17 protein-coding genes are annotated in these 25,717 nt (G+C 47.2%); 15 read left to right on the top strand and 2 right to left on the bottom strand.

Annotation, left to right across the window (positions count from 1 at the left end):
• The first annotated feature begins 6 nt into the window (after window positions 1-6).
• Window positions 7-1,281, top strand: coding sequence for an MFS transporter (locus BN1360_RS16080; protein ID WP_068780864.1), 1,275 nt, complete (start codon window positions 7-9; stop codon window positions 1,279-1,281).
• A gap of 181 nt (window positions 1,282-1,462) precedes the next feature.
• Here BN1360_RS16080 and BN1360_RS16085 read toward each other — a convergent pair whose 3' ends face one another.
• Window positions 1,463-2,764, bottom strand: coding sequence for an MFS transporter (locus tag BN1360_RS16085; protein WP_148466588.1), 1,302 nt, complete (start codon window positions 2,762-2,764; stop codon window positions 1,463-1,465).
• 51 nt (window positions 2,765-2,815) lie between these two features.
• On the bottom strand, window positions 2,816-3,415 hold the full coding sequence (locus tag BN1360_RS16090; RefSeq protein ID WP_068780960.1) for a TetR/AcrR family transcriptional regulator: 600 nt from the start codon (window positions 3,413-3,415) through the stop codon (window positions 2,816-2,818).
• Window positions 3,416-3,647: 232 nt separating this feature from the next.
• Here BN1360_RS16090 and greA point away from each other — a divergent pair, with 232 nt between their 5' ends.
• From greA to BN1360_RS16160, 14 genes are all read left to right on the top strand, one after another.
• The gene (gene greA / locus BN1360_RS16095; RefSeq protein WP_068780866.1) at window positions 3,648-4,124 is read left to right on the top strand and encodes a transcription elongation factor GreA; all 477 of its coding nucleotides are present in this window, start codon (window positions 3,648-3,650) and stop codon (window positions 4,122-4,124) included.
• Between the two features lie 743 nt (window positions 4,125-4,867).
• Window positions 4,868-6,052 (top strand): aminoglycoside phosphotransferase family protein, encoded by a 1,185-nt coding sequence (locus BN1360_RS16100; protein ID WP_068780867.1) that lies wholly within the window; start codon window positions 4,868-4,870, stop codon window positions 6,050-6,052.
• A gap of 409 nt (window positions 6,053-6,461) precedes the next feature.
• Entirely contained in the window at window positions 6,462-8,003 is a 1,542-nt protein-coding gene (locus tag BN1360_RS16105; protein ID WP_068780868.1) for a DUF4127 family protein, read from the top strand.
• Between the two features lie 214 nt (window positions 8,004-8,217).
• Window positions 8,218-9,234: a glycoside hydrolase family 130 protein gene (locus tag BN1360_RS16110; RefSeq protein WP_068780869.1), complete on the top strand. Its 1,017-nt coding sequence runs from the start codon at window positions 8,218-8,220 to the stop codon at window positions 9,232-9,234.
• Between the two features lie 191 nt (window positions 9,235-9,425).
• Window positions 9,426-10,739: an extracellular solute-binding protein gene (locus tag BN1360_RS16115; protein WP_068780870.1), complete on the top strand. Its 1,314-nt coding sequence runs from the start codon at window positions 9,426-9,428 to the stop codon at window positions 10,737-10,739.
• Window positions 10,740-10,856: 117 nt separating this feature from the next.
• Window positions 10,857-11,732 (top strand): carbohydrate ABC transporter permease, encoded by an 876-nt coding sequence (locus BN1360_RS16120; RefSeq protein ID WP_068780871.1) that lies wholly within the window; start codon window positions 10,857-10,859, stop codon window positions 11,730-11,732.
• 18 nt (window positions 11,733-11,750) lie between these two features.
• The gene (locus tag BN1360_RS16125) at window positions 11,751-12,581 is read left to right on the top strand and encodes a carbohydrate ABC transporter permease (protein WP_068780872.1); all 831 of its coding nucleotides are present in this window, start codon (window positions 11,751-11,753) and stop codon (window positions 12,579-12,581) included.
• A 39-nt stretch (window positions 12,582-12,620) separates the two neighbouring features.
• A complete protein-coding gene (locus tag BN1360_RS16130; protein WP_068780873.1) occupies window positions 12,621-14,426 on the top strand; it encodes a sensor histidine kinase in 1,806 nt (601 codons plus the stop codon).
• A complete protein-coding gene (locus tag BN1360_RS16135; RefSeq protein WP_229521021.1) occupies window positions 14,416-16,005 on the top strand; it encodes a response regulator in 1,590 nt (529 codons plus the stop codon). Before BN1360_RS16130 ends, BN1360_RS16135 begins: the two co-directional genes overlap by 11 nt.
• A gap of 65 nt (window positions 16,006-16,070) precedes the next feature.
• Window positions 16,071-18,401, top strand: a complete 2,331-nt coding sequence (locus tag BN1360_RS16140) for a glycoside hydrolase family 3 N-terminal domain-containing protein (protein WP_068780874.1) — start codon at window positions 16,071-16,073, stop codon at window positions 18,399-18,401.
• A gap of 481 nt (window positions 18,402-18,882) precedes the next feature.
• Complete coding sequence (locus BN1360_RS16145; protein ID WP_068780876.1) at window positions 18,883-20,007, top strand: glycoside hydrolase family 88 protein; 1,125 nt, start codon at window positions 18,883-18,885, stop codon at window positions 20,005-20,007.
• On the top strand, window positions 19,997-22,171 hold the full coding sequence (locus BN1360_RS16150) for an alginate lyase family protein (RefSeq protein WP_068780877.1): 2,175 nt from the start codon (window positions 19,997-19,999) through the stop codon (window positions 22,169-22,171). The genes BN1360_RS16145 and BN1360_RS16150 overlap by 11 nt, the downstream gene beginning before the upstream one ends.
• Window positions 22,172-22,252: 81 nt before the next feature.
• Window positions 22,253-23,968 carry a cache domain-containing sensor histidine kinase gene (locus BN1360_RS16155; RefSeq protein WP_068780878.1) on the top strand — a complete coding sequence of 572 codons (1,716 nt, stop codon included), beginning with the start codon at window positions 22,253-22,255 and terminating at the stop codon, window positions 23,966-23,968.
• Complete coding sequence (locus BN1360_RS16160; protein WP_068780879.1) at window positions 23,968-25,554, top strand: response regulator transcription factor; 1,587 nt, start codon at window positions 23,968-23,970, stop codon at window positions 25,552-25,554. The genes BN1360_RS16155 and BN1360_RS16160 overlap by 1 nt, the downstream gene beginning before the upstream one ends.
• The last annotated feature ends 163 nt before the right edge of the window (window positions 25,555-25,717 follow it).

The raw sequence follows: 25,717 nt of genomic DNA on the forward strand, positions 1-25,717 counted from the left end.
GTGAACATGGTGAAATTCAGATCGTCTTTTTACTATTTATGGGGTTCGCAGACGTTATCGAATACGGTAGATGTGCTCTACCTGGTGGCCTTGACCACTTATGTGCTGAATCAGACCGGATCGATTATTTTTGCCACACTGGTGCCTTTTTTTCGCGTTGTCGCTCAAATGCTCAGCGGGTTGTTGGCGCCGCTGCTGATTAACCGATATCGCTTATCGTTCCTGCTGACGCTGGCGCAAAGTGGACAGTTTATGCTGTTTACTGTGCTTGCCTTATATCTGTCACCTTGGATTGGCGGTACGAATACCGTAGTTATTTATTCCCTTATCGCTGGTCTGTCCTTCCTGGATGGGTGGACGAGTCCGGCGCGGAATGCACTGATTCCACGATTAGTGGATGATTCGAGCTTGATGAAGGCGAATGGGATTATCGGAACGACAGATCAGATCGTGCAGTTCGCCGGTTGGGCGATCAGCGGAGTGTTAGTCGCAGCCATGGGTTCTTTTCCGGTATTAGTGGTAGTTGCAGTATGTTACTGTGTAGCCGCTGCGGTTACGGTTCTGATCGAGGATCCAACAGAGGCCAAGCGAAAAAGCTTATTCGATGTGCAAACCACGGTGATGAAGGCGAAGGTGACGCCGGGGGATGGAGCCTTACCGGATGAGAAGGCTTTATCTCGCTGGGAGGTTCTGAAGGAAGGCTGGGTTGCCCTGTGGCGGGTTCCCAGGCTTCGGGCTCTAACGTTGATGGATATATGCGATGCGCTGGGGGGAATGGTCTGGGTCGGCGCGTTCATCCTTGTATTTGTCCAGGATGTGCTGCATCAGGATGAGAAGTGGTGGGGATATATTAATGCGAGTTATTTTGCCGGGGCAGTGATTGGCGGGCTTATCGTCGTCGCTCTGGTCAAAAAGTTCGAGAAGAAAATGTTTCTCTCCATGATCGTAGGAACGTTAGGTTATGGCCTGTTAACCGCCTGCTTTGCGCTAAATCATTCAGCGTGGCTGGCACTTGTCATTGTTCTCTTCACCGGGCCTTTTACCGAGCTTGCTGGAGTGACCAGGCGCACGCTCATTCAACGCAGTGTGAATAAAGAGATGCTGCCCAAAGTCTTCTCGGCGCAATCGACGCTGCTTAGCACACTGTATGGGCTGTCCCTTCTGATGTTAAGCGGGATTGCGGAGTGGTTCGGGATTGTAAATATGTATTTGCTGGCTGCCTTGTTAAGCTTGATCACGGCTGTGATCGGCTTTATGAATCGTAAAGCCATTCAGTTGTAAGAGCAACTAAAAGGGCATCTCCAAAGTCGATATTCGAACTTGGAGATGCCCTGTTTGGTTTGACTTGATATCACCATTGGCTTTGAGGGAATGATGATAATGGATATTTGTGGGTATTTTCAAAATTTCCAGTTTGCGAGTTGTTCCTATGATTCTTTTGTTGGATAGTTCGTTTGTTTTGTTATTTAGCAGCTTGGACAGACTTTTGCTGGCTGCTTCGTTTCGCTCTGAGCGAGAGCAGGAAGCACAATACGAGAACTATTGCAGCCGAAATATAAGGATAGTTGATGTTGAAATCGAACAAGAATCCGGCCACAATCGGACCGGCAATGTTGCCAAGGCTTGTGTATGCCGAGTTCAAACCAGCTACATATCCCTGTTTTTCCTCGGCCATCTTGGACATTTGTGTACCGATGGCTGGCCTTAAAATGTCGATCGACAAGAATAAAATGAATGTTACGGCAAGAATTAGCCAATACGTGTGAACCAAAAGCGTAAGCAGAACGAATACGGCAGCTATAATCAGACAGAATGAAATGACATTACGTTCTCCGAACTTGTTCAAGATCCAGCCGAAGATCGTTAATTGAACGACCGCCCCGGCGATGGAACCAAAGGTAATAATGAAGGCGATATCTTTAGCTGTAAAGCCAAACTTATGATCAACAAAAAGTCCAAATACGGTCTCATAGTTCGCCAGACCAAATGAAGCAACAAATACGATGATAAGAGCGATAAAATAAGGTTCTTTATAGGAATTGAGCAATTGCTTAACTAATGACTGTCTTGGAGCTTCGTTGGCTGTATCCTTAGCCACTTGCGCTCGTTTGTTGGATTCCGGTAGTGCTAACAAGGTAATCGTGGCGGCGACGCCACCGGCAACTGCGGCCGCGAAGAATGGAACGCGAATCCCAAATTCGGCGATAAATCCGCCAATCCCAGGACCGATAATAAAACCGGTCGTAATGGCCGCATTGATGAAGCCCATCCCGGTAGCCCGTTCTTCATCCGTAGTAGTATCTGCCGTATAGGCCATTACCGCCGGGAAGATCAATGCGGCACCCAGTCCACCGATCATTCTGCTTATGAACAGTAGAGCTGGCGCGTTAGCGATCCCGAAGAGAAACTCTGATACTGCAAATACGATCATCCCGATTACGATAATTTTCTTGCGTCCGAACATATCGGATAATCTCCCGGCATAAGGAGAGAATATTAGCTGTGTTAGCGAGAAGGATGCGACCAACAAGCCCACGGTGCTGCCGCTAATATGCAGCTCTGTCATATAAGTCGGCATGATCGGAACAACAAGGCCGATTCCGGTAAATACGATAAAAATATTAAGCATGAGAAGCAGTAAAGCTCCTCGGTTTTTAAATAATAATCTCATAATGATATCCTCCGCATGGTGTAGAATAGTTGAGGCTGTCGGTGGATACTTCCGATTCCTGGAACTATACTGACCGTTCGTTTTATAAAAAATTAAAGCGCTAAATACCTTTTATTTAAACCTCATTTGAAAGAACCTATAAAATTAAAGAGGGGGTTTAGCGATACCATATAAATAAATTTTAATGGCTTGCTGATACAATTGAATCGCATTTTGTAATTTCAACTGCCGCGATATATGACTCAGACCGATCACGAGACTCTCTAGAATAATAGCGAGACATTCAATATTTTCTGCTTTGAACTCCCCGTTATCGATACCCTGCTGAATCAGATCCCGATTAAACTTAAGGTGCCCCTGCACCATTTCAATAATACGTTCCTCAACATCACCTGGCTTCTCATCATGATTGAAGAACTCGCCAGCTGCTTTGGAGAGGGGATGATTAAGATCATCAAGCACCATCTGTTTGGCGAAGCCGTACAGCTTATCGGTGACTGTCTTATATTGAGACACATTCTCTTGCCATTTCGCTTCCCACTCCTGTTCCCACTCATCCAGTAAATAGAGGAATAGACCTTCTTTGCTCTTGAAATGATAATAAATATTCCCTTTACTGCTTCCGGTCGCCTCCGAAATGTCCTCAATCGAAGTTGCTTTATAGCCTTTATTGACAAATAAAGCTCGTGCAGCATCAGCAACTTTTCGCTTTGTCTGTTCACTTTGCAATTGCTTCTTGTTCAATGCAGCGCCCTTCGATTCCATGGCAATCGGCTCCCTTAACTTCATGGTATAATTATTTTATACTGAACGTTCGTTCAGGATTATAACAAATTTTATGGGGGGTGCGCAAGACTTTTGGTTAAAAGATTGCAAGCCTCAAAATTTTCTGAAAAATTTTCTTAAGTTTATGCTCCGTTCTTTACGGAAATAGTTTAAAATAAGGGTATGCAGGACAAATAGGAGATGTAGATAAATGGCTAATGAAGAAGAAGTAATACTGACACAAGAAGGGCTCGAGAAGCTGGAAGCTGAGCTAAAGGAACTGAAAGGCCCACGGCGCAGTGAATTGGCTGCACGGCTCAAATTAGCCATCAGCTATGGCGACTTGAAGGAGAACAGCGAATATCACTCCGCCAAGGAAGACCAGGCATTTATGGAGACACGTATTCTCACCTTAGAGAAAATGCTGAAGAACGCCAAAGTTGTTGATTCTGACAGCGTGGAAGAAGGAACAGTTGGCATCGGCTCGACGGTGATACTGAACGACTTGGAATTCAAAGAGAAGGTGGAGTACCAAATCGTTGGACCTACCGAATCAGATGCGTTCGACAACAAAATTTCTTATGAGAGTCCCCTCGGTAAGGAGATTCTTGGCAAGAAAATAGGAACCGTCATCAACGTCGAAGCTCCAGTAGGTATCATCAAATACGAAATTCTTGAGATTAAATAAAGAGAAGTGAAGTTATAAAAGAATTGGCCCCTTGTAGACGATCGTATCGTTTATGTGGGGCTGATTTTTTGTACGGAGAATAATCATTAACCTATGATCATTTTCATCTCAAATTAAATCGGCATGAGCGGCCTACTTCAAAATGGAGAACGAAGGTGGGTTATCTCATCTTATATGCAACGGTTGGGGGATTGAGTTGGATATGTGGCTGACCGGTATAATTTGCTTATAATCAAATTTTCTATTGATCTCTTACAAAAGGTTATGTTTCACTATAGGGGTAAATTGTATTTCAACTTTTTATTGCGAAAGGAGATGTTTTTTAATGACTGCTTCTAGGGTATTGGTGGTTTTAACTTAACCGAATATCTGGCATGGTAAATTCCAATCTTTGATTATAGCTTGGAATGAAAGAAAACGGGAATATCCCCCGTGTTTTTGCTATGCCGTAAACAGTAACCTTTCGTGAATACTGCTGTTAGTGCGGGATACGATGAAGGTCGTATCTCTTTTTGATTACAAGCCACTTTTTGGCTTTTCGCCGCGAAACAGCAGCTTCTTAGGAGGCTGCTTGCTCGCGGTATTTTTATGCCCAAAAACAACTTTAATTTTTAGGAGAAAATAGGGACAATGATTGATTTGAAACAATACGGCTATATCGAAGCCAAAACGCCGACGATCGGTTTAATACCCGTGAGCGTAGGGAGGTTATCTTAGATGAAGAAAAACGGAGGATTTAAAAAATGAACCATAATGATTTTTCACAAGTTGAGCAGACTCAGATTGAATCCGAAAAGCTGAGAATCGTTTTGAGTAAAATGCTCGGCAAGACCATAAGCCGGGCGGCTTATCAAACCAAACAACTGCAAGGCGGGACAGTAGGCGATGTGCGGCTTGTAATGGGCATGGCTGAAGCTTCCGACGGTCAGAATTTGCCGTATAAGGTGGTTTGGAAAATACAGAAAAAGTGGGAACGCTCCGGTGATCCGAACTCATGGCGCAGAGAGTATGATTTGTATCAAAGCAATCTCGGCGCAGCGTTCACGCACGCTCTCCGCTGGCCAGAATGCTACCATTCGGAGTTTCGGGATGGGGACATAGGACTGTGGATCGAGTATATAGACGGCCTATCAGGTAGCGATCTCACCCTTGAAATGCTTGAACAAGCGGCGTTGGAGTTGGGACGGTTTCAAGGCAGTATTGCAACACAGCACGATGACTTAAGGGGAATCCCATGTCTTGGGGATAAAGGCTTTTTAATGAGAGAGTTCAATCAATGGCATACGCAGTCATTCACATACGATTTTCTTGTGTCGGAGCCGTGCCGCATGCCGGGATTTTTGAAGCAAATGCTCAAAGACGGCGACATTCAGTTGGTTGAGGGAAAATCGTTTGAATATAGCTACCTACGTTCAAGAGGCTGCAATATACCGGAACACCTAAAACAGATGCTTATGGACATTGATAGCCGTAAAGATGAAATATTCGATAAGCTGCAAAACCTCCCTGTCGTATTGTGCCATCGGGATTTCTGGAATGAAAACATATTCTTTACCGACGGGAAAATAAGGATGATAGACTGGGACACTGCCGGTTGGGGCTTTCTCGGAGAGGACATCGCGAGCCTAATTGTAGACGGCATGGACGTTACAAGATTTGAGGAGAACTATCGCCGGCTTGTTCCGGCATACCTGAAAGGCATTTTGGAATATATAGATATACCGCCGATGGATGAAGTGTGTATTTTGACAATGACCCTCATCAAGTTCGGATACCGCATGCTGCAGGAGTATATGTTTTCGGAAGATTCCACAGAAAAGAGTTATGGCGTAAACGCGCTGCAAAAAATCTATGAATTGAGGGATAGCCCGCAAACCGCAATGCAAAATGGTCAGAATTCTCCCCTACATGAGGCGCAGGAATCCTAAAAAAGTAGTGTGATCAGACTATCAAGCGGTCAAAAATGTCCGTCCAAGTGATCAGGTCCAATGCAAACGGGGCAACTCCAAGTCGGAAAATCGACTTTTGAGACAGCCCCTTCTTTTTTTCTCGTGAATAGTATCGCGGCGATTATTAGAATAAGCTGCTGTTCAAATAGAGCTTCAATGTAAAAGGAAAAGGAAATGGACATGGAAATGCCTTCAATAGTTGGTTGGAACTTCTGCTTTCCTTGATCCAGAAGTGCTTTCTTTAAGCGCGTCATTCACGGCTTAGGGGACAAGGATGTGAAATTTCGGATAATATCGTAATTTACTAGGATATTTCCTGAGCCTATTGGAAGGTAATATAACAATTAGAAGTCATTTTTATCTTTGAAAAAGGAGATGAGCAAACATCATGTCAAAAGTGGTATACCTTCCATTAGACGAGCGTCCATGTAACTATCTGTTTCCCCAGCAGCTTGCTAAAATGACCGATTTGCAGATGGCGGTGCCTGGATTAGGGATCCTCGGCAGTAAGAAGAAGCCAGCCGATACGGCAGCGGTGAGACAATGGCTGCTGGAGGCGGCGCAGGATACCGATGTACTGCTCGTATCGATTGATATGCTGGTGTATGGCGGGATCGTTCCTTCCCGGCTGCATCATTTGTCCCTGGAGGAATGCATACGCAGGATTTCCGTGCTGGGTGATATCAAACGATCCTATCCGTCCATTAAGATACATGCCTTCAATCTCATCATGAGGGTTCCGAACAACAACAAAGATGAGGAAGAGCCTGATTATTACAAATTCCATGGAGGGCAAATTTTCAAATATAGCTATTTGACGGACAAGTCGGAGCGTGACGGTCTATCCGAAGCGGAGCGTCGGGAGCTTGAAAATTTGCAGGAGATGATCCCGAAGCCATATTTGCATGATTTTATCGAACGCAGAGTGATCAATCAGGGGATCAATCATTACGCATTACAGCTAGCGAAGGATGGCATAATCGATCATTTGATTATCCCGCTTGATGATAACTCCCAGTACGGCTTTTCTTCCAGAGAGCAGCGAAGGATGATTTGCCGGGTTGAGGAATTGGGCATTATGGATCGCGTCATGATTTATCCGGGTGCCGATGAAATCGGGTGTACGATGTTCTCGCATATTTTTTGCCAGCTCAAAAACTATAAGCCTGAAATATTTGTACGTTATTCGTCCACCCAGGGCCCGACAATTAAGCCGAAATATGAAGACCGGAGCCTGAACGAGAGTATCAAGTCTCATGTCACCGCTTCAGGTGCCTTGATGACGGATCATTCCTTTGAAACGCCGCTGGTTCTTGTCGTGCATTCACCAGCTATCGATCAGGCAGGGATGGCAGAGCAGATCCCATTCAAAGACAGGCATCGTTCTTACTTTTCCGAGATTCACTACAAAGAGACGGTTGAGGCGATGCAAAATTATTTGCGCAAAGGGAAACTGGTTGCTCTCGGGGATGTCGCAATCTGCAACGGCGGGGATCCAGTGTTGATGAAGCTGCTGAAGCAAAAGGGTTTGCTGGATCAATTGACGGCATATGCCGGCTGGAACACTTCGGGAAATACCCTCGGTACGGTGATTTCTCACTTTATCATCATTTCTTACTACATGGGACAGGCTGAGAACAATATCATTCATGAAAGCCGCAAATTTTACTATCATCGGCTTGTTGAGGACTTTATTTATCAATCCTTGGTTCGCCAGGATATGCTGGAGAATGATCTGCCCAGACTGAACGCCAGCTATTACCTGATTGGACATTGTCTGGACGAAGTGCATGCGATCCTTGCTGCTAAAATGAAAAGCGCAGTGGTTCAGTATTTGGGTAACATTAAGGAAGGGCAAATCAGGATCGAAAATCTGCATTTTCCTTGGGTACGGATGTTTGAAATCGGATTTGAGCTTGAGATTGATTAGAACTTTTGGACAGGCTGCTCCCTAATGCTGTTTACCGCTTTTGGACGGCCTTTTTTCATGTCTTTGAAATCGCTTTTAGCAAACGTTTTTTTATAAAATAATACCCAGATTATTCAGATGATTTCGAAAGTTTGTAGGATATTTTGTGCTGAAGCCCCAGTCTATAATAGCACTATAAACAAATATAAAGGGCTTTCAAAAGGAGGCAGACCCGATGAAAATTACTAGACATCCGGACAATCCCATTGTGGTTCCGGGAGGATACGAATGGAGGAAGGTTACAGTATTCAATCCGGCGGTTATCATCGATAACGGGAAATTTTATATGATTGAGCGTACCGCAGGCTCGCTTACCCCTTGCAAAAATTATCTAGGACTTCTGGAAAGCGAGGACGGTGTGAACTTTACCCATGTGAAGGACGAGCCTATCCTTACTCCGGATATGCTGGGCTTTCCTTACGGAAGCGTACAGGATCCCCGGATTGTAAAAATAGATGACACCTTCTATATGAACTATGCGCTCCGGCCTTGTGCGATGAACTATTACCCAACAGGCGCGGGCATTCCGGAACGTTCGATTCCGACGTATCCTGACGGATGGGGGCAGCAGGAGGGGCATTGGCTGACCCGCTCTTCGATCGTAACCTCGAAGAACCTTGTTGATTGGGAGTTTCTTACGGATACGACGCCGCTGGACATTAATGATCGGGACAATATTCTTTTCCCTGAACAAATTAATGGCAAATATGTGCTGCTGCGCCGTCCGGAGGAATATGTAGGCGGGGCCTATGGTACAGAGAAAGCGGCAATGTGGATTACCTATTCGGAGGATCTCATTCATTGGGAGGAGCCAAAGCTGCTCGCCAAGGCTGAGAATATGACCTGGGAATCGAGAAAAATCGGCGGTTCCACGCCTCCAGTAAAAACCGACCGCGGTTGGCTGGTGCTCTATCATGGAGTGGATGATAATGTTGTTTACCGGGTAGGAGCCATGCTGCTGGATCTGGACAATCCAGAGAAAATCATCGCCAGAACGAAAAACTTCATAATGGAGCCTGAAACGTATTATGAAAAATTTGGTTATCAAATTCCGAATGTTATTTTCCCGACTGGCAATGTAGTCAAGGATGGATTGCTCTATATTTACTATGGAGTTACAGACACAGCGATTGCGCTGGCTACAGTGCCGCTGGATGATTTGGTGGATTATATTCTAAATGAACCGCAATAATATTTTGTAGTCGAGCTAATCGTCTCTATTTACAAAAATCAGATGAATAATTCGGATATAATCGAAAGTTTGTGGGATATAGTCCGGATGAAAACGCTTTTATACTAAATATATAGAAGATGGACATCAATTAACTCCCATCTTTTTAGGCAGACAGCTTGTCTTTCAATTATAAGAAAAGAGGGTTGATTATGGGGAAAGCAAACAAAGGTAAAAAAGCCGTACTTCTCGGTCTGGTTGCCATGCTGGTTATGGTCATGGCAGCTTGCGGCAAGGACAAAGCAGCAGAGGGCAATAACAACGGAGGTTCAAAATCAGAGACTATCACTTTGAACATGATGCACCCCTGGACTTCTCCTAACGTGGACAATGAAGTCTACAAGGCTCGGATCGCCGAGTTCGAGGAGCAGCATCCGAATATCGTGATTAAGCAGGACGGCGTACCGGCAGCACAGTACAAAACCAAGCTGCGGACGTTAGCTGCGGCTAACAATTTGGCGGATATTAACGTGGTATGGCCTGGAGCGGATCTGGATCCGCTCGTAGCAGGCGATTTGCTGCAGCCGATCAATGACATGATGGATAATTGGACTTCGATTATGCCGGAAAGCGCATTAGCGGGATTTAACGTAGATGGCAAGCAGTATGCCATTCCAACGAAGCAATCGTTCGTGGATATTATTTATTACAACAAAGAGATGTTTGCGCAGGTAGGATATGATCAATTTCCCGATACCTACGACAAGTTCATCGATGCGGTGAAGAAGTTGAAAGAAGCGGGAATTACGCCGATTTCTTTAGGAAATAAGGAACAATGGCCGCTCCAGTCTTCTTATATCTCGATCATCGGGGACCGTTATACGGGTAGTGATTTCCTACCGTCCGTGTTAGAGAAACAAGCGAAGTTTACAGACCCTGAATTCGTAAAGGCGCTATCAGTCATTGATGAGTTGACCAAGCTTGGAGCCTTCAATACGGATGCTAACAATATGGATTCCGTTCAGGGTCAGGATTATTTCATTCAAGGAAAAGCAGCGATGCACATCTCATCCTCGACTGTTGACGGAAGGATTCGAATTAATAATGAGGAAGGGGACAAGTTCGGCATTGCGCTGTTCCCGAGCGTAGAAGGCGGCAAGGGTGATCCGGTTAAGAGTGCCGGCGTCGTGCAATACGGCATTGCTATCAAGAGCGGACTGGATGAGAAGAAGCAGAAGGCAGCTGAAGAGTTCATGAAGTTTTTCGTGAATGAGGATTTATATAAGGAATTGATCCGCAACGGAATTGTAGTTCCAGCGAAAGTGGATGTGCCGGAGGACGCGAGCAAATATTTGAAGGAGATGCTGGAATTGACCGGCAACGGAACGGCTCCGGTATTTGACAGCGTCGTTCCGACACAGGTGGTCGATGTTCTGCAAAACGGCTTGCAAGCCCTTACCGTAGGTAGAGGAACGCCTGAAGAGCTGGCTAAGGAAGTTCAAGATGCCTTTGACACGATGAATTAGAAGCTGATTCTATATCATCCTGTCGTTCAAATCCGATGCCCGGAGGAAACCCGAAATCCGGGTTTTCTTCATTCATCGGGATTGAAAGCACGATGACAACAAAGGAGGAATCCCTTGATGCAAACACTTAAAGGAACGAAGCTGGCGATATTTTTCGGTTTATTTCCTGCATTGCTGATTTATTTGGGAATAGCCATCGTTCCGATCGGGTTGTCCTTATATTACTCCGTAATGAACTGGAATGGTATCGGCTCAATGACGTTTGTCGGCTTCGATAATTACGTACAAATCTTAAACAATAGCACCTTATGGCTGTCTGTGAAAAATAACGTCATCATTATGGTTACCGGTCTGATCGGTCAGCTTCCACTTGGTTTGCTGCTAGCGATTTTGCTAAACCGCGGGCTTAAAGGCTCCGGATTTTTCCGGACGATCGGCTTTATGCCTGTTGTCATTTCTTCGGTCATGGTATCGCTGATCTGGGGGATGATTTATAACACAGAGTATGGGATGCTGAACAATCTGCTCGGGTTTATAGGCCTTGAGGGCTGGCAGCAGAACTGGCTTGGCGATGTAAAATGGTCGATGCTGTCGATCAGTATCGCTTATATTTGGCAAAACTGCGGTCTTTATATGGTTATTTTTCTGGCTGCTCTGCAAAATATTCCTGATGAAGTCAATGAGGCAGCCGAACTGGACGGGGCAACCGGCTTCAAGCGGACGATGCGGATCACTATTCCGATGATCAGAGGCACTATTATGGTATGCGTTGTCTATAGCATTAGTAATTCCTTCCGCGTGTTTGATCTTATTCAAATATTGACGGGCGGCGGTCCCGCGCATCAAACCGAGGTTATGACGATTTATATGTACAACAGTGCCTTCATGAACATGCGCTACGGTTATGGCAGCGCGGTTTCTATTCTAATCCTGCTGTTCAGTCTCGTTGTAATTACATTGATTAATCGGTTGGCCGGTGAGAAAGATGCCTAAGGAAAGGAGGAATAAGCCATGAAGAAGAAGTCTGGTCTGTTCCAGTTATTCGCATACACATTTTTAAGTCTATTCGCTATTATGAATATAGTTCCTCTTTTTTGGATGGTGGTAAACTCCTTTAAGAAGGAGCAGGAATACGCAGCAAATCCATTTTCGCTCCCGACCCATTTTCAATTTTCCAACTATGTCGAGGCGTGGAAGGTTGCCAATATGGATGTGTATTTTTTCAACAGTATTCTCGTTACCCTTGTCTCTCTCATCGTAACGGTACTGTTAGGGGCATTGGCAGCTTATTTTCTGTCACGGTTTCAATTCAAGCTTCGCGGATTGACTTACAGCTTATTCCTGTTGGGAATGCTCGTTCCGATTCATGCCACATTGATTCCGATATTTCTAATTATGCAGAAGCTGCATTCAATCGATACCTATTTCTCGTTAATTTTGCCGTATACGGCATTTCACTTGTCTCTGACTGTCTTTATTCTGGAAGGCTTTATGAAAGGGTTTCCTAAAGACCTGGAAGAGTCGGGCGTAGTGGATGGAGCGGGAATTTACCGCATCTTCTGGTCGATTATTCTGCCGATTACAAGACCGGCACTCGCTACGGTCATTATTTTGAACTTTATCTACAATTGGAATGAATATTTATTCGCGCTCGTATTGATTACCTCATCAGAGTTGAAGACGCTACCGCTCGGACTTGCCAACTTTGTCGGCATTGAAACGGCAAGCCTGACTTTGCAAATGGCTGCGCTGACGATCGCCCTGATCCCGATCATTATCTTCTACCTGCTGCTGCAGAAGCAGCTTGTTGCCGGTATGACGGCGGGAGCCGTGAAGGGCTAAGCCGAGGTCCGTAGGGTAGCGTAGGAAGGAGAACAGCTTATGGGGACAAGCAAGGGGAGATTTCTCGGCAGCTTCGGTTTAAAACGAAAGGCGCTTGTCATTTTTCTGATCTTTGTCATTCTGCCTACCTTCGGCGTCGGTGTAGTCGTGCAGTATAAATTTAATGAGATATTAAGAGAACAATTCATCAATTCTACGAAACGCAATTTGGATAACGTAACCAATCAGCTGGGAGAGCAGACCAAAATGGTCGAGGATATCGCCAACTATCTCATTTTAAGCCCGGACATGCGTCTATTTCTGCGCCCCTCTCCGCCTTTGAACAGTGAACAAAGAACGAATCTCAAGCGCAATATTGAGGATTTTCTTACGTTCCAGCTCATGTCGAGAAGCTATATCCGATCCATTGAAATAACAGGATTTAACGGCAGCTTAATCGAGATGGGCGAACCGTTCAGTGGGGATGAGACGAAGTGGGAGCAGGAGGCTGATGCTCGTAGGGGAGGAATCGTCTGGACTGAAGGTTACAATCTGAACAGTGATTGGTATGGCGATGTCCGGATTATGTCCTTGTTCCGAATTTTGAATTCCTACAGTCAGATCACTCAACCGCTAGGCAGGTTAACGATCCGGATGGATGAAGCGGGCATAGTCCATTTGCTGGAACAAGGGATATTTAAGGAAGGGGTAGGAACTGTATTCATCGTTGGGGAGAAAGGGCAGTTTATTCTCGGCTCCAAGGATCAAATGCAGGATAGCTTTATTCCGAATGCGGCTTTGCTGGACAAGCTGGTTAACAGCAGGGGCGGTTTCATCACTTGTTCCATAGAGGACGAGCGCTATTTGACGTTGTACAAGGGAATTGAGAACACAGGCTGGAAAGTCATCGCTATGATTCCGGAGGCAACTGTGGCGGAGGAATTCCGTTCCGTTAAAGTAATCATGGTAGTTATATTGGCCGCAATTTTACTGCTTGGGTTGACAGCGCTTATCGGGTTCCATTACACGATTATCCTGCCGATCCTTCGCTTGAAGAAGGAAACTAATCGCGTGATGCACGGGGATTTCAATGCGCGGGTACCGGTGAATTCACGAGATGAAATTTCTGAGTTGAATCACAAGTTTAACGAAATGGTCTTCACGATCAAGCAATTGATCGATCATAAATATAAGCTAGAGCTCCGGGAGCGGGAATCCGAGCTGAAGCTGATGCAGAACCAGATGGATCCCCACTTTCTATATAACACCTTGGATATGATCCGCTGGACAGCGCGCCTGGAGAAGGCGTCAAAATCAAGCCAGTTGATTGAGATGCTCTCGAAGTTTTTCCGCTCTAGCGTGAACAATGGCAGCTATCAGACAACACTGCGCAAGGAGCTGGAATTTGCACAATCCTACTTGTATTTGCAGCAGCGTCGTCTCGGAAACAAGCTGAAATATTGTCTTTATTCAGAGGCGGATATTGAGGACGCAGTAACGCTAAAGGCTACGATACAGCCATTGGTAGAGAATTTTATTAAGCATGGCTTTGATCGTAATAAAGAATTTGGCGATATTAAGGTAAGATGCTACTCGGCTGAGGATGAAATTTGGATCGATGTGATCGATAATGGCAAAGGAATGGAGCCTGCAAGGGAAAATGAGATTCGAAGCTCGCTGCAAAATGGAGGAAAACCTGGAGGCAGGGAGGGAGCCATGAATAACATACACGAGAGAATATCAATATTCTTCGGATCAGACTACGGTTTGGAAATTGTAAATAATTCGGCCGAAGGCATGTGGGTACGGGTCAGGCTTCCCCGCGAAACGGCCGACAAACTTGGCGGTGAGCAGTATGAGCAATAATATGGTGTCTAGCGACAGACGGATAAGGATGCTGATTGTGGACGACGAGCCTGTCATTTGCGAGGGTCTTCGCTGCACAATCAATTGGGACGAGCTTGGCGTAGAGGTCGTAGGCGAGGCATATGACGGGAAGGAAGCGCTTCAGATGGTTCAGGAGCATGATGTTGATTTCCTCCTTTCTGATATTCGGATGGAAGATATGGACGGCTTGCATTTAGCAGAGCAGTTGAAACAGCAATTTCCGAGGGTGCAAGTCATTATGATCAGCGGCTATGAGGATTTTGAATATGCTCGTCAGGCAATCAGGCTTGGCGTCAGCGATTATTTGCTTAAGCCGGTCGAAATCGAAGAGTTGACTGCGGTAGTAAGCAAGGTTGTAACCAGTATTCGTAAGCGGGAACAGGAAGGAGTCCCTCAGGAGGCCAAGCTGTGGCTGCTCGATATGGCCCGTCACGGGATTTCGTACAGTAAAGAAGTGCCGACGTCGCTGCATGGCGTGCAGTTCCGTATTCTCGCCACTCAGCTGGACAACTTCTACGAACGATATAGTACAATACCGCCTGTTCAATATAAAGAGATTCAGGATAGATGGATGAGCATGATTCAAGGCTACCTGCATCACTCCGGGCTGCGTTCGGTATCTGTTTTTTATCACGAAAACTTGTTAATCACGTTAGCTGTGTCGAATATCAGGCTGGATCGCAAGACCTGGGATGAATTACTGGCCTCAGCAATCCTGTCTGCAGAGAAGGATATCGTCCTATATGGCGGGGCTTCTCTTCCCTATGATGATCTGGCTGACACTTCGGCTTATTGTGCTGAAGCTACCGAACTCCTGTCATATCATGTTTCGGAAGGACTTCCTGTTCTGCTTCCGGAGTATCGGGATAGTATCGGGATGAATCGGATACTGCCGGATTTTGATATTGCGGAGAGGGTACAACAACTGGTATCGGCGCTGTTTAAGCAGGATCAGGATGAAGTGAAGGAACTGGTGGCATCGATGTTTCAATTTTTTCGAAAAGAAGGATTCCTGCTGCCGGATATCGTCAAAATTTACGAAGAGCTCTTTGCTCTGCTGCGCCAACGGCTTCGCAAAAGCGGAATGACCGATTTGGACTACGGGCATAACGAGACTCCGAATCTGAACGTTTACAACTCTTATACTGGGCTAGAGGCTTTGGTGCTAAAAGAGATTCAGCAATTATTACTGCTGATCGACAAGCAGGGAATCGATAAATCCTACTGGATCATCGAGAAGGCGAAGAAGTATATGAACGATCATTATCAATCGGATTTGAAGGCTTCCGAGGTGGCTTCCTGGCTGAAGATCACGCCGAGCTATTTCAGTTATATTTTTAAGCAAAGCACAGGAAAAGGTTTTACAGAATACATGAATGAGGCCAAGATTGATCAAGCCAAAGAGCTGCTGGCCACAACCCACGATAAGGTATTCGAAATTGCGGATAAGGTAGGCTACAAGGAATATAAGTATTTCGTATCTGTGTTCAAATCGTATACGGGCATGACGCCGAAAGAATACCGCGGGCTTAGTGCCAGCAAGGATGCAGGCAAGTAAGCTGGTTATGACTACACATGAGGACGAATGAGGCAATATCAGTGTATGGCAGGGGGAATCAGGTAATGGAAAAGTACAAGATGTCCTCCGTTCCAATAGAGGAGCGGGTGCAGGACTTGCTCTCCCGGATGAATCTTCAGGAGAAGGTTGGACAGCTGAATCAACGGATGTACGGATGGAATGCCTATGTTCGAAACGGCGATGGAATTTCGCTGACGGAAGCTTTTAAGCAGGAGGTTGCCTTTGGAGCCGGGATGGGGGCATTGTATGGATTGTTCCGCAGCGATCCTTGGTCGGGCGTCAATTATGAAAACGGAATCACAGTGGCAGAGAGCGCTGAAGCCGCGAACATGGTGCAGCGTTACGTAATAGAAAATACGCGATTGGGCATTCCGGTCTTATTATCAGAGGAATGTCCGCACGGACATCAGGCGCTGGATGGGACGCTTCTGCCGGTTAACTTAGCCGTAGGCTCGACCTGGAACCCGGCGCTGATGCAGCAGGCTTACGCGTATGTGGCTGCGGAAATAAGAAGTCGAGGAGCCCATATCGGCCTCGTGTCAGCACTGGACATTTTACAGGACCCCCGTTGGGGACGTTCCGAGGAATGCTTCAGTGAAGACCCCCATTTGGCTGCACGCTTCGCGGAAGCAGCTGTTCGCGGGATGCAAGGAGCCGAGCCGGGTGAGCTGGCTTCTCCGAATAAGGTTGCTGTAGTACTGAAGCATTTATGTGCCCAGGGTGCGGGGCAGGGAGGGCGAAATGCGGGGCCGGCTGCGATCGGGCAGCGTGAGCTGCGCGAAATTCATCTGCCGGCAGCCAAAGCAGGAATGGAAGCCGGGGCAGCCGGATTTATGGCAGCGTATAACGAAATTGACGGGATTCCTTGTCACGCCAATCAGGCGCTGCTCACTGGTATTCTTCGCGAGGAATGGAAGTTCGATGGGATCGTGATGGCCGACGGCTGTGCAATCGACCGGTTGCTGGCGCTAACTGGAAGTCATGAATCGGCCGCTGCGCTGGCTTTATCCTCCGGAGTGGATTTAAGCCTCTGGGATAACTCGTTCTCAACGTTAGAAAGGGCAGTAAAGCAGGGGCTGGTGTCGGAAGTCCAGATAGACCAAGCGGTTAGCCGCGTACTGCTGCTTAAGTTCCGACTTGGCCTTTTTGATCATCCCTATACTGAGAAGCTGCGTGCGATTTCCGTTGTCGGCCGGCCGGAGTTCCAGCAGATTAATTTACAGGTCGCGCGCGAATCGGCGGTATTGCTGAAGAATGAAGGGAATTTGCTGCCCCTCGGCAAAGCAGGAGAGCTGCGGCGGATCGCGATAATCGGCCCTAATGCGGACCGCTTGTATAACCAGCTAGGCGATTATACCAGCGTTCAACGTAATGGAACCGGGACCACGGTGCTGCAGGGCATCCGCATGTGCGCCCCGGAAGGCGTAGAGGTCGTTCACGCCTGGGGCTGCGGCATTCGCGATGAATCGATGGCAGGGCTGAATGAAGCGGTGGAAGCTGCCAAAGAGGCGGATGTTGCGGTGCTCGTAATTGGTGGCAGCAGCGCACGCCAATTCGGCGGCAATTTCGACAGCAATGGTGCGGCGATCGTCTTGGAAGGCAGCCCATCCGAAATGGACTGCGGGGAAGGCGTGGATCTGGCGGACCTTTCGCTTGGCGGCATTCAGCTGCAGCTGGCTGAGGCGGTCGCTGCAACCGGAACGCCTGTAGTTACGGTGATCATCCAGGGGCGGCCGCATGCTCTGACCGACATCGTCCAAATCAGCAATGCAGTGCTTTGCGGGTGGTATCCCGGCATGGAGGGCGGCCAGGCGATCGCTGAAATTCTGTTCGGGCAGGTGAACCCTAGCGGCAAGCTGCCGGTTTCGCTGCCACGTTCCGCTGCGCAGCTTCCGGTTTACTATAACCAGAAGGATCCGGGCCGACCGCGTGTTTATGTTGACATGCCTTCCGCTGCGCTGTACCCTTTTGGTTACGGATTAAGCTATACGACTTTTGAATATGGGCAGGTCATCTTGTCAGAGAATGAAGTTTCCACAGCTGCCTTGGAAGCAGGCAGGCGGATTACGGCGACGGCAACAGTTAAAAATGCAGGAGAACGAGACGGAGCCGAAACAGTTCAGTTGTATATTCAGGCCCGCGAATCGGGGATTACCCGGCGAATAGCCGAGCTGAAAGCTTTTCGCAAGATCGAATTACCTCCAGATGAGCAGCGGACGGTCACCTTCAGCATAGGCCTGGAGGAACTGGGAATCTGGAATCGGGAGATGAGGTTCGCGGCAGAGCCTTGCCGGGTTGTCATTCAAATTGGCGGCAGCTCCCGGAATACAGTCTCGGCGGAATTGGTAATTACTGGAGACAATTTGCCAACATAAATATTAGCAGCTCAGACTGTCGGCAAAGTCTTTGTCGGCAGTTTTTTTATAATTGTATCTATTAAAGGGGCCATTTCTAATGTCGATTTCCCGACTTGGAGACGCTCCTTTTTACCTTTTAACCACTTGATAAGTACGATTACGCAATTTTGTATTCCCGTAGCGTTGTCCTCTGGATCATCCCATTTAACTTTGCCCATCTTTATAACTTGTTTAAATACTATTTTGAAACAGAAAAAGTAAAAAGATTAACACCATCTCGTACATAAAAAGCAAGGCCCGGCACGGACTGTGTTATATGATAGATTCGAAGAATAACGGGGGATTTCACGGTATGGGGCTCCTTTTTTCAGTTATCAATGGTCTGTTTTCGATCAAAAGTCAAAATTGTTCACATAAGGTCAAAAATAGCCCCTACTAGGAAGGCACTGGACTTCTTATTATAGGCTTAAGACAACATGACTCGAAAGGAGCAAGTACGATGTGGAACAAGGCGATTGAAGATGCGGTAAGTAAGGTTAGGGCAAATATGGAGCGGTTCGGAACGAGATTCCCGCATATTAGTACGGACGGCGTCTATCAGCTGAATGACAATGAGGATTGGACGAACGGATTCTGGAGCGGGATGCTGTGGCTGTGCTATGAGTATACGGGAGATGAGGCCTTCCGCGAGAAGGCGATCGAGACGGTAAAAGATTTCCGCCGCCGCTTTGATGCGAAGATCGTGCTGGATCATCATGACATCGGCTTTTTGTATTCCCTATCCTCGAAGGCGCAATGGATTATTGAAAAGGATGAAAGCGCTCGCCAATTGACCCTAGAGGCAGCGGATCACCTCTTGAAGCGTTGGCGGCCAGCCGGAGGCGGCTACATCCAGGCGTGGGGACGCGAGGGCGATCCCAAAGAGGCCGGAAGGATTATCATTGATTGCCTGTTGAACCTGCCGCTGCTGTTCTGGGCAGAGCAGCAGACCGGCGATCCGAAGTATCGCGAGGTCGCGATTACGCAGGCTGAGAAGACGAGACGTTATATTGTGCGTGGAGACGATAGCTCCTATCATACTTTCTTCTTCGATCCTAGCACGGGCGAACCGATCGGCGGAGCTACGCATCAAGGCTATACAAACGGTTCAACCTGGACACGCGGCCAGGCATGGGGGGTATACGGATTTGCCCTAGCTTATCGTTACACAGGCGATCCTATATTCCTGGAGACTTCAAGAAGAATGGCGCGCTATTTCCTCTCCCATTTGCCTGAGGATCATGTAGCTTATTGGGACTTTAATGCGCCGATAGACAAAGACACCTACCGTGACAGCTCAGCTTCCGCTATCGTAGCGGCGGGTCTGCAGGAGCTGTTGGAGCATCTGGATGAGCAGGATCCGGATCGGGAGTACTTCAAGCAAGCCTTGACCGATTCCTTGACCTCCCTGGTAGAGAATTACTCCACGATAGGGGAGGAAGCGGAAGGACTGCTGAAGCGCGGTTCTTATTATGTACGTGGCGGACTGTCGCCGGATGATTATATGATCTGGGGCGATTACTACTATCTTGAAGCCTTAATGCGTCTGGAAAAAGGAATAAAGGGGTATTGGTATGAACGTTAACGGTACGGAAGCCAGTCATCAGGACAAAGTTTATTCGGTCTTTTCGCTGCTGCAGCTGGAGAAGCCTGAATTAGCGGATGTAGCTGCAGCGGTTAAGCAGGATCACTATGAAGAGGCGCTGCAAGCCTTGCATCGTTATTATCTGGAGCGTCATCTGCCAGGAAACCGAAGGTCCTGTGAGGAGACTGCTCAGATTACCGATTATGTCAAAGAGAACTGGGCGGATGAAGTGGCGATGGTGATGAAGACGGCCGATGAAGTCGTCAACCAGACATTTCTATTCCAATTCCCGTGGGATATGGAACGGACGCAGGTTCCGGTTACGTTTGATGGAGCCATGGATTGGAACTGCATTCCGGATGTCGATCCGGAATGGGCATATATGCTGAATCGGCATCGCTACTGGATCGCTCTCGGTCAGGCCTACGCCATGACCGGAGAGGATAAATATGCGGCGGCATTATGCCGCCAGCTTGAGGATTGGATCGATCGCAATCCGGTGCCGAGCGAGCCTACCCGCGATACGCTCAACTGGCGTACGATTGAAGCAGGTCTGCGCGGCAGCAACTGGATTAAGACGCTGCGTTATGTGTGGGATTCCCCGCTGTTCACGCCGGTCTTGCTGGCGAAAGTGCTGATCTCCTTATCCGAGCATGCCCGGTATTTGGCGGAGGCCTTTACAGGCTGGAAGCGAATCAGCAACTGGGGGGTGCTGGAGACGAACGGATTGTTCCCGATTGCCTTAACCTTCCCGGAGCTGAAAGGTTCCGAGCAGTGGCGCAGTCTGGCCGAAGAGCGCCTTGGAGAGACGGCACGCATTCAGGTGATGGCAGACGGAATTCATTGGGAGCAATCGCCAACCTATCATCATGAGGTGATGTGCTGCTATCTCGATTGTCTATATTTAGCCGAGCAGCATGGGATTAAGCTGGACGAGGATTTCCGCGGCAAAGTACACGAGATGGCTATGGCTTCCTTGTATTGGGCTAATCCCGGTCATAGGCAGCCTATGTTCGGCGACAGCGATGATAATGATGTTCGTTCCTTATTGACGTACGCGGCGGCGCTATTCAAGGATGGAACTTTACGTTTCGGCGCTGATCAGCAGATGGACTATGATAGTGCGTGGCTGCTGGGAATGGAAGCCATTAGAAACTATGAGAGCTTGAGTTCTGTGGAGCCTGCGGAAAGATCTCATGCTTTTATCCACTCCGGGCATTATGTAATGCGTTCAGGCTGGAGCGAGCAGGATTTGTATATGTACTTCCACTGCGGGCCGCAAGGCGGCGGACACGGACATGCGGATATGCTGCATATTGACCTGCACGCTTACGGGAAGGAATTTCTAACGGATCTCGGCAGATACAATTACAGTGACCATACACCGGTCCGGCAGGCATTAAAAGAAAGCGCAGCCCATAACACGACAACGGTGGATGACAGCGGATTTACAGAAATTGCTGACACCTGGATGTTTGATCGCATTGCCAGCCCGTTGGGCAGCAAATGGATTAGTCGTCCTGATTACGACTATGTAGAAGGCAGCCATGATGGATATTTGCGCTTGGACGATCCGGTGCTCGTGAATCGGAGAATTATTTTTATCAAGCCGCATTACTGGCTGCTCGTTGACCGCTTCCAAAGTAAGGGAGAACATCAGTACAAGCAGCATTTCCATTTCGGGTCGGGTGCAATCGGATTAGAGGAGAACTCACGAATCTGTCGTACGCAAAATGACGGAGAAGCGAACCTGCTCATCATCCCGATCCAGAGTGAAGGATTACATGCCGAAGTCTCCGAGAGCGTTATTTCTCGTGAGTATAATTTGCTGGAGTCTAGCCCTCAGCTGACTTATTCACGGAGTGGTAGCGGATTGACCACCATGATGCAATTGCTCTACCCGCTGCGTCCTGGTGAGTTGGCAGCCCCGCAAGTGAATAAGATCCCGGTATTCCGTCATACTGGTGAACAGGTCGAGGATGCCCAGGCTGAGGCATGTCGGATTGTCCATCCTGAATTAGGAACTGAGCATATCCTGGTGATCAGTCATAAGGTGCCAACAGGTCATTACGATTCCTATGTAGTGGATGGCGTACAGATTTTTGGAGAGATCGTGCTTATTGCGGGCTCAACGGACAAAAGGCAAATTACGGTTATAAATTAATGAATGCCTAAGGGATGACGAACTGATAAAATAGAGATGAGAGTTCAATTGAACTACCTACAGAGAGAGGCGCGGGAGTGCATGTTCAAATTAACATACTATAGACGAATTCAGCTGTCATTCCTGGTACTTATCTTCATCCCATTGATTGTCGTCTCGACCGTCTCATTTCTGTTAATTCGCGGTTCGATGGTCGAGAAGCTTCAGCTCAGCAATGAGAATTTTCTGAATGTAATGACCGACGAGATGAACAAGACAGTTGATGATGTCACGTTCGCATCCCATTTTATTGTAAACGATGCCAATGTACGAGCCAATTTAAAGTCTTTTGCCGATACGAAGCGAATCAATAATTACAATGATTATGTACTGTTTACACAAATTCAGGATTTGTTCAATCTAATTAACACAAAGCCGCTGAACAACAATATTCGCATGTATCTTGTGAACCGTCAGCATTTTGTTATTTCTTCCGGAACGGAGAACTTGACGGGGATGAATGCCAGTGTGACCCAGTTGATGAAGCGAGTGGATCTGAATGAACCTGAGAAGCTGCAGTGGCTTGGTATGGCTGACAGTGGTCTTGGCAACAGAAGCTACTATATTGCCAGGGTTATCTACGACAGTCGGGAGAAGCAGTATGTATCCGTTCTGCTAGTCTCGATTGCGGAATCCTATTTTAGCAAGTTATTAAGTCCTGTGGAGTTTGGCAAGGTCGCGGTATTTGATTCTTCGGGCGAATTGATTTCCGGAAATCCGGAATTGTCTCTAGAAGAGAATACAGAATCCGGCCACAATGTACGAACGTTCCGCGACATCTCTAAGTCAAGCTGGAAGCTTGTCTATGAGGCATCGGAGAAAGAATGGTCCGGTCAAATTTCACGTACGTTCTACACAGGATTGATCGTCGTTATTCTGCTGTTCCTTGTCTTCCTGATGACCTCCATGGTGATCGCCAAGCGGCTGCATAGTCCGATCCACAAGCTGCAGCGGGTTGTTCGTCAATTTGGTCTTGGCAATCTGGATGTGCGGCTGGATATTAAAGGCAGGGATGATATCGCCGAACTGGGCCGTACGCTGAACACCATGCTGGATCAACTGCAGCAGCTGATTCACGATATCGAGCAGGAGCAGGAGCAGAAGCGGGTCATGGAATTGGAAGCGCTGTTTATGCAGATTCGCCCTCATTTTCTGATCAATACGCTGAATTCAATCAAATGCAGTCTCATCCTACAGCAGGACAAGCTGCATAGCGGAATTATTGATTCCCTTATGAGCCTTCTGCGCGCTTATCTGAAAGTGAACGAACCGACGACTCTGGAGGAAGAATGCAAGCTGCTCGCTCACTATGTAGACATTATGAAGATACGCAGTGAGATCCCGTTGAAGCTTGAGATTGATCTGGAGCCGAAGACGAAAGAACTGATCGTACCCAAGCTTATTCTACAGCCGCTGGTCGAGAATGCGATCGTGCATGGATTTGTGGATCATCCGTCGCCAACGATTCGAGTTATCTCGAGGCAAGTCGCAGGCGGAATTAGGATTGAGATTGAGGATAATGGAAGCGGTATAGAAGAAGAGACGTTAGGAAGGCTTAACCGCAGACTCATGTTCAATGACGAAGAGGACGGTTCTTATCAGAGAGTCGGATTGATCAATGTCGTTCAGAGATTGAGATTGACCTTTGGAGAAGAAGCTGCAATGACGATCAGCAACCTCCAGCAGGGAGGTACTTCGGTTTCTCTGTATTTGCCTCTGGGGATACACCATGTTTTTCTATCTGGGGGGAATGAATAATGTATAGAGTCATGCTTATCGATGATGATGTTCCCATGCTTAAAGTGCTGCAGCAGATGATCGACTGGGAAGCGAACAATCTGCAAATTGTCGGGACGACCTATTCAAGCGTGAAGGCCATGCATATGTTTGAAGAGGTTCAGCCGGATATCGTAATTACAGATATAGGGCTGCCGCAGAAGAACGGAATTGAGCTGGCCGACAGCTTTACCTCGATCAAGCCGGATGTGCGGGTGATCTTCCTGACCTGTCATGAAGATTTCAACTATGCCCAGCAGGCAATCAAGCTGAAAGCGGATGACTATCTGATCAAGGATCAACTGACTGCGGAGCAGCTGCAGAAGAGCTTGGAGAAATCCGTCACGATTCTGAAGTCCAGAAGCGGTCTGGTTCGCTGGAAGACTTCTAATTACAACAGCCAGCTATTCCGTCAGGATTTACTGAAGAGGGTCATTGACCGGGCACCGTCCGAGATGACGATGGCGTATGCTTCGCAAATCGGAGTCTCCTGGAATTATCCGTGGTTCATGCTGGGTGTCGTGAATGTACAATTTTCCAGCTTTGATAAACGATACAAGCAGAATGAATATCAGCTCATTTTGTACGCGATATACAATATTGCGCTGGAGCTGTCCGAATCGTTTGAAGGAATTACACCGATTCTGGAAAAAGACCACATCGCGATTTTGTACAATTTCCGCATAAATCTGGCTCAGAATGCGACACAGCATTTTAGCAATTTCCTGCAGCAGCTGCGTTCCAAGTGTGTAAACTATCTTAAAATTCAGCCCAGCATTGTATCGGTAACAGATAAAATGGAGCTGGATTCCGTCGGGCCAGCCTATCAGCAAATATTGCAAGGTAAATTGGAGTTTTATGAAACGGCCGATTACACGATTGCTGATCTTTCCCAGAGCGCTGTCCCGATCTTCCAGCAGGCCCCGCAAGGTTTCCTGAATAGCTGTGTATCGCAGCTGGAGCAGGCGGTCATCAAGCAAGATCTGGACGGTATCCACAGCATTCTGCTGGAGATCGCCAGAAATGCCCGGGAATCGATGATCGAACCGGGTGATTTTGCGAAGGAGCTTTCTTTTATGCTGCGGGGGATTGAACTGATGTTCTCTAACTTGAAGTTTGAAGAGGATCTGTTCAAATATTTAGCCTTATCTCGCACACTAAGCGATTCCATGGAGCTGATTGAGCGCAAGCTCGTCCAGATTACGGAGAGCAGGGACAAGCAGGGGAGCAATACGACTCAGGAGCCGAAGCTGCAGGTCATTCAGCAATATATTGAGCAGCATCTGGCGGATAATATCACTTCGATCGACATGGCGCGTTATCTATACTTGAATCCGAGCTACTTCTCCCGTTATTTCAAACGGATGACGGGGCTGACTTTTACCGATTATGTGCATCAGTACAAGATGAAGCTGGCGACTAAGATGCTGAAGATGTCCAATCAAAACCTGGAATCGATGGCGATCGGCCTGGGGTATTCGGACAGAACCTATTTCTCCAAAGTATTTAAGAAATACGTAGGCACAACGCCAAGCGAATATAAAGCCAAGCATACGGCGCGCAAATAATCATAGGGAGCAGAATAAGCGTGGTAAATTGTTCAACAATTTGCTGCGCTTTTTTGCATTTTAAAAAGACTTGTATTGCCATAAGTTCGGCGTTCGCTAGAAGTCAAAATCGTGCACACTCCTGGTCATAATCACTCCTTCTAGTTGCCTACGAATATATTAC

The sequence above is a fragment of the Paenibacillus sp. GM2 genome, assembly GCF_900069005.2.
GTDB lineage: Bacteria > Bacillota > Bacilli > Paenibacillales > Paenibacillaceae > Fontibacillus.

What these genes read in the sequence shown, in the direction of transcription:
- BN1360_RS16080 (WP_068780864.1), top strand. Translation starts at nt 7, where the DNA reads ATGGTGAAATTCAGATCGTCTTTTTACTATTTATGGGGTTCGCAGACG.
- greA (WP_068780866.1), top strand. Translation starts at nt 3,648, where the DNA reads ATGGCTAATGAAGAAGAAGTAATACTGACACAAGAAGGGCTCGAGAAG.
- BN1360_RS16100 (WP_068780867.1), top strand. Translation starts at nt 4,868, where the DNA reads ATGAACCATAATGATTTTTCACAAGTTGAGCAGACTCAGATTGAATCC.
- BN1360_RS16105 (WP_068780868.1), top strand. Translation starts at nt 6,462, where the DNA reads ATGTCAAAAGTGGTATACCTTCCATTAGACGAGCGTCCATGTAACTAT.
- BN1360_RS16110 (WP_068780869.1), top strand. Translation starts at nt 8,218, where the DNA reads ATGAAAATTACTAGACATCCGGACAATCCCATTGTGGTTCCGGGAGGA.
- BN1360_RS16115 (WP_068780870.1), top strand. Translation starts at nt 9,426, where the DNA reads ATGGGGAAAGCAAACAAAGGTAAAAAAGCCGTACTTCTCGGTCTGGTT.
- BN1360_RS16120 (WP_068780871.1), top strand. Translation starts at nt 10,857, where the DNA reads ATGCAAACACTTAAAGGAACGAAGCTGGCGATATTTTTCGGTTTATTT.
- BN1360_RS16125 (WP_068780872.1), top strand. Translation starts at nt 11,751, where the DNA reads ATGAAGAAGAAGTCTGGTCTGTTCCAGTTATTCGCATACACATTTTTA.
- BN1360_RS16130 (WP_068780873.1), top strand. Translation starts at nt 12,621, where the DNA reads ATGGGGACAAGCAAGGGGAGATTTCTCGGCAGCTTCGGTTTAAAACGA.
- BN1360_RS16135 (WP_229521021.1), top strand. Translation starts at nt 14,416, where the DNA reads ATGAGCAATAATATGGTGTCTAGCGACAGACGGATAAGGATGCTGATT.
- BN1360_RS16140 (WP_068780874.1), top strand. Translation starts at nt 16,071, where the DNA reads ATGGAAAAGTACAAGATGTCCTCCGTTCCAATAGAGGAGCGGGTGCAG.
- BN1360_RS16145 (WP_068780876.1), top strand. Translation starts at nt 18,883, where the DNA reads ATGTGGAACAAGGCGATTGAAGATGCGGTAAGTAAGGTTAGGGCAAAT.
- BN1360_RS16150 (WP_068780877.1), top strand. Translation starts at nt 19,997, where the DNA reads ATGAACGTTAACGGTACGGAAGCCAGTCATCAGGACAAAGTTTATTCG.
- BN1360_RS16155 (WP_068780878.1), top strand. Translation starts at nt 22,253, where the DNA reads ATGTTCAAATTAACATACTATAGACGAATTCAGCTGTCATTCCTGGTA.
- BN1360_RS16160 (WP_068780879.1), top strand. Translation starts at nt 23,968, where the DNA reads ATGTATAGAGTCATGCTTATCGATGATGATGTTCCCATGCTTAAAGTG.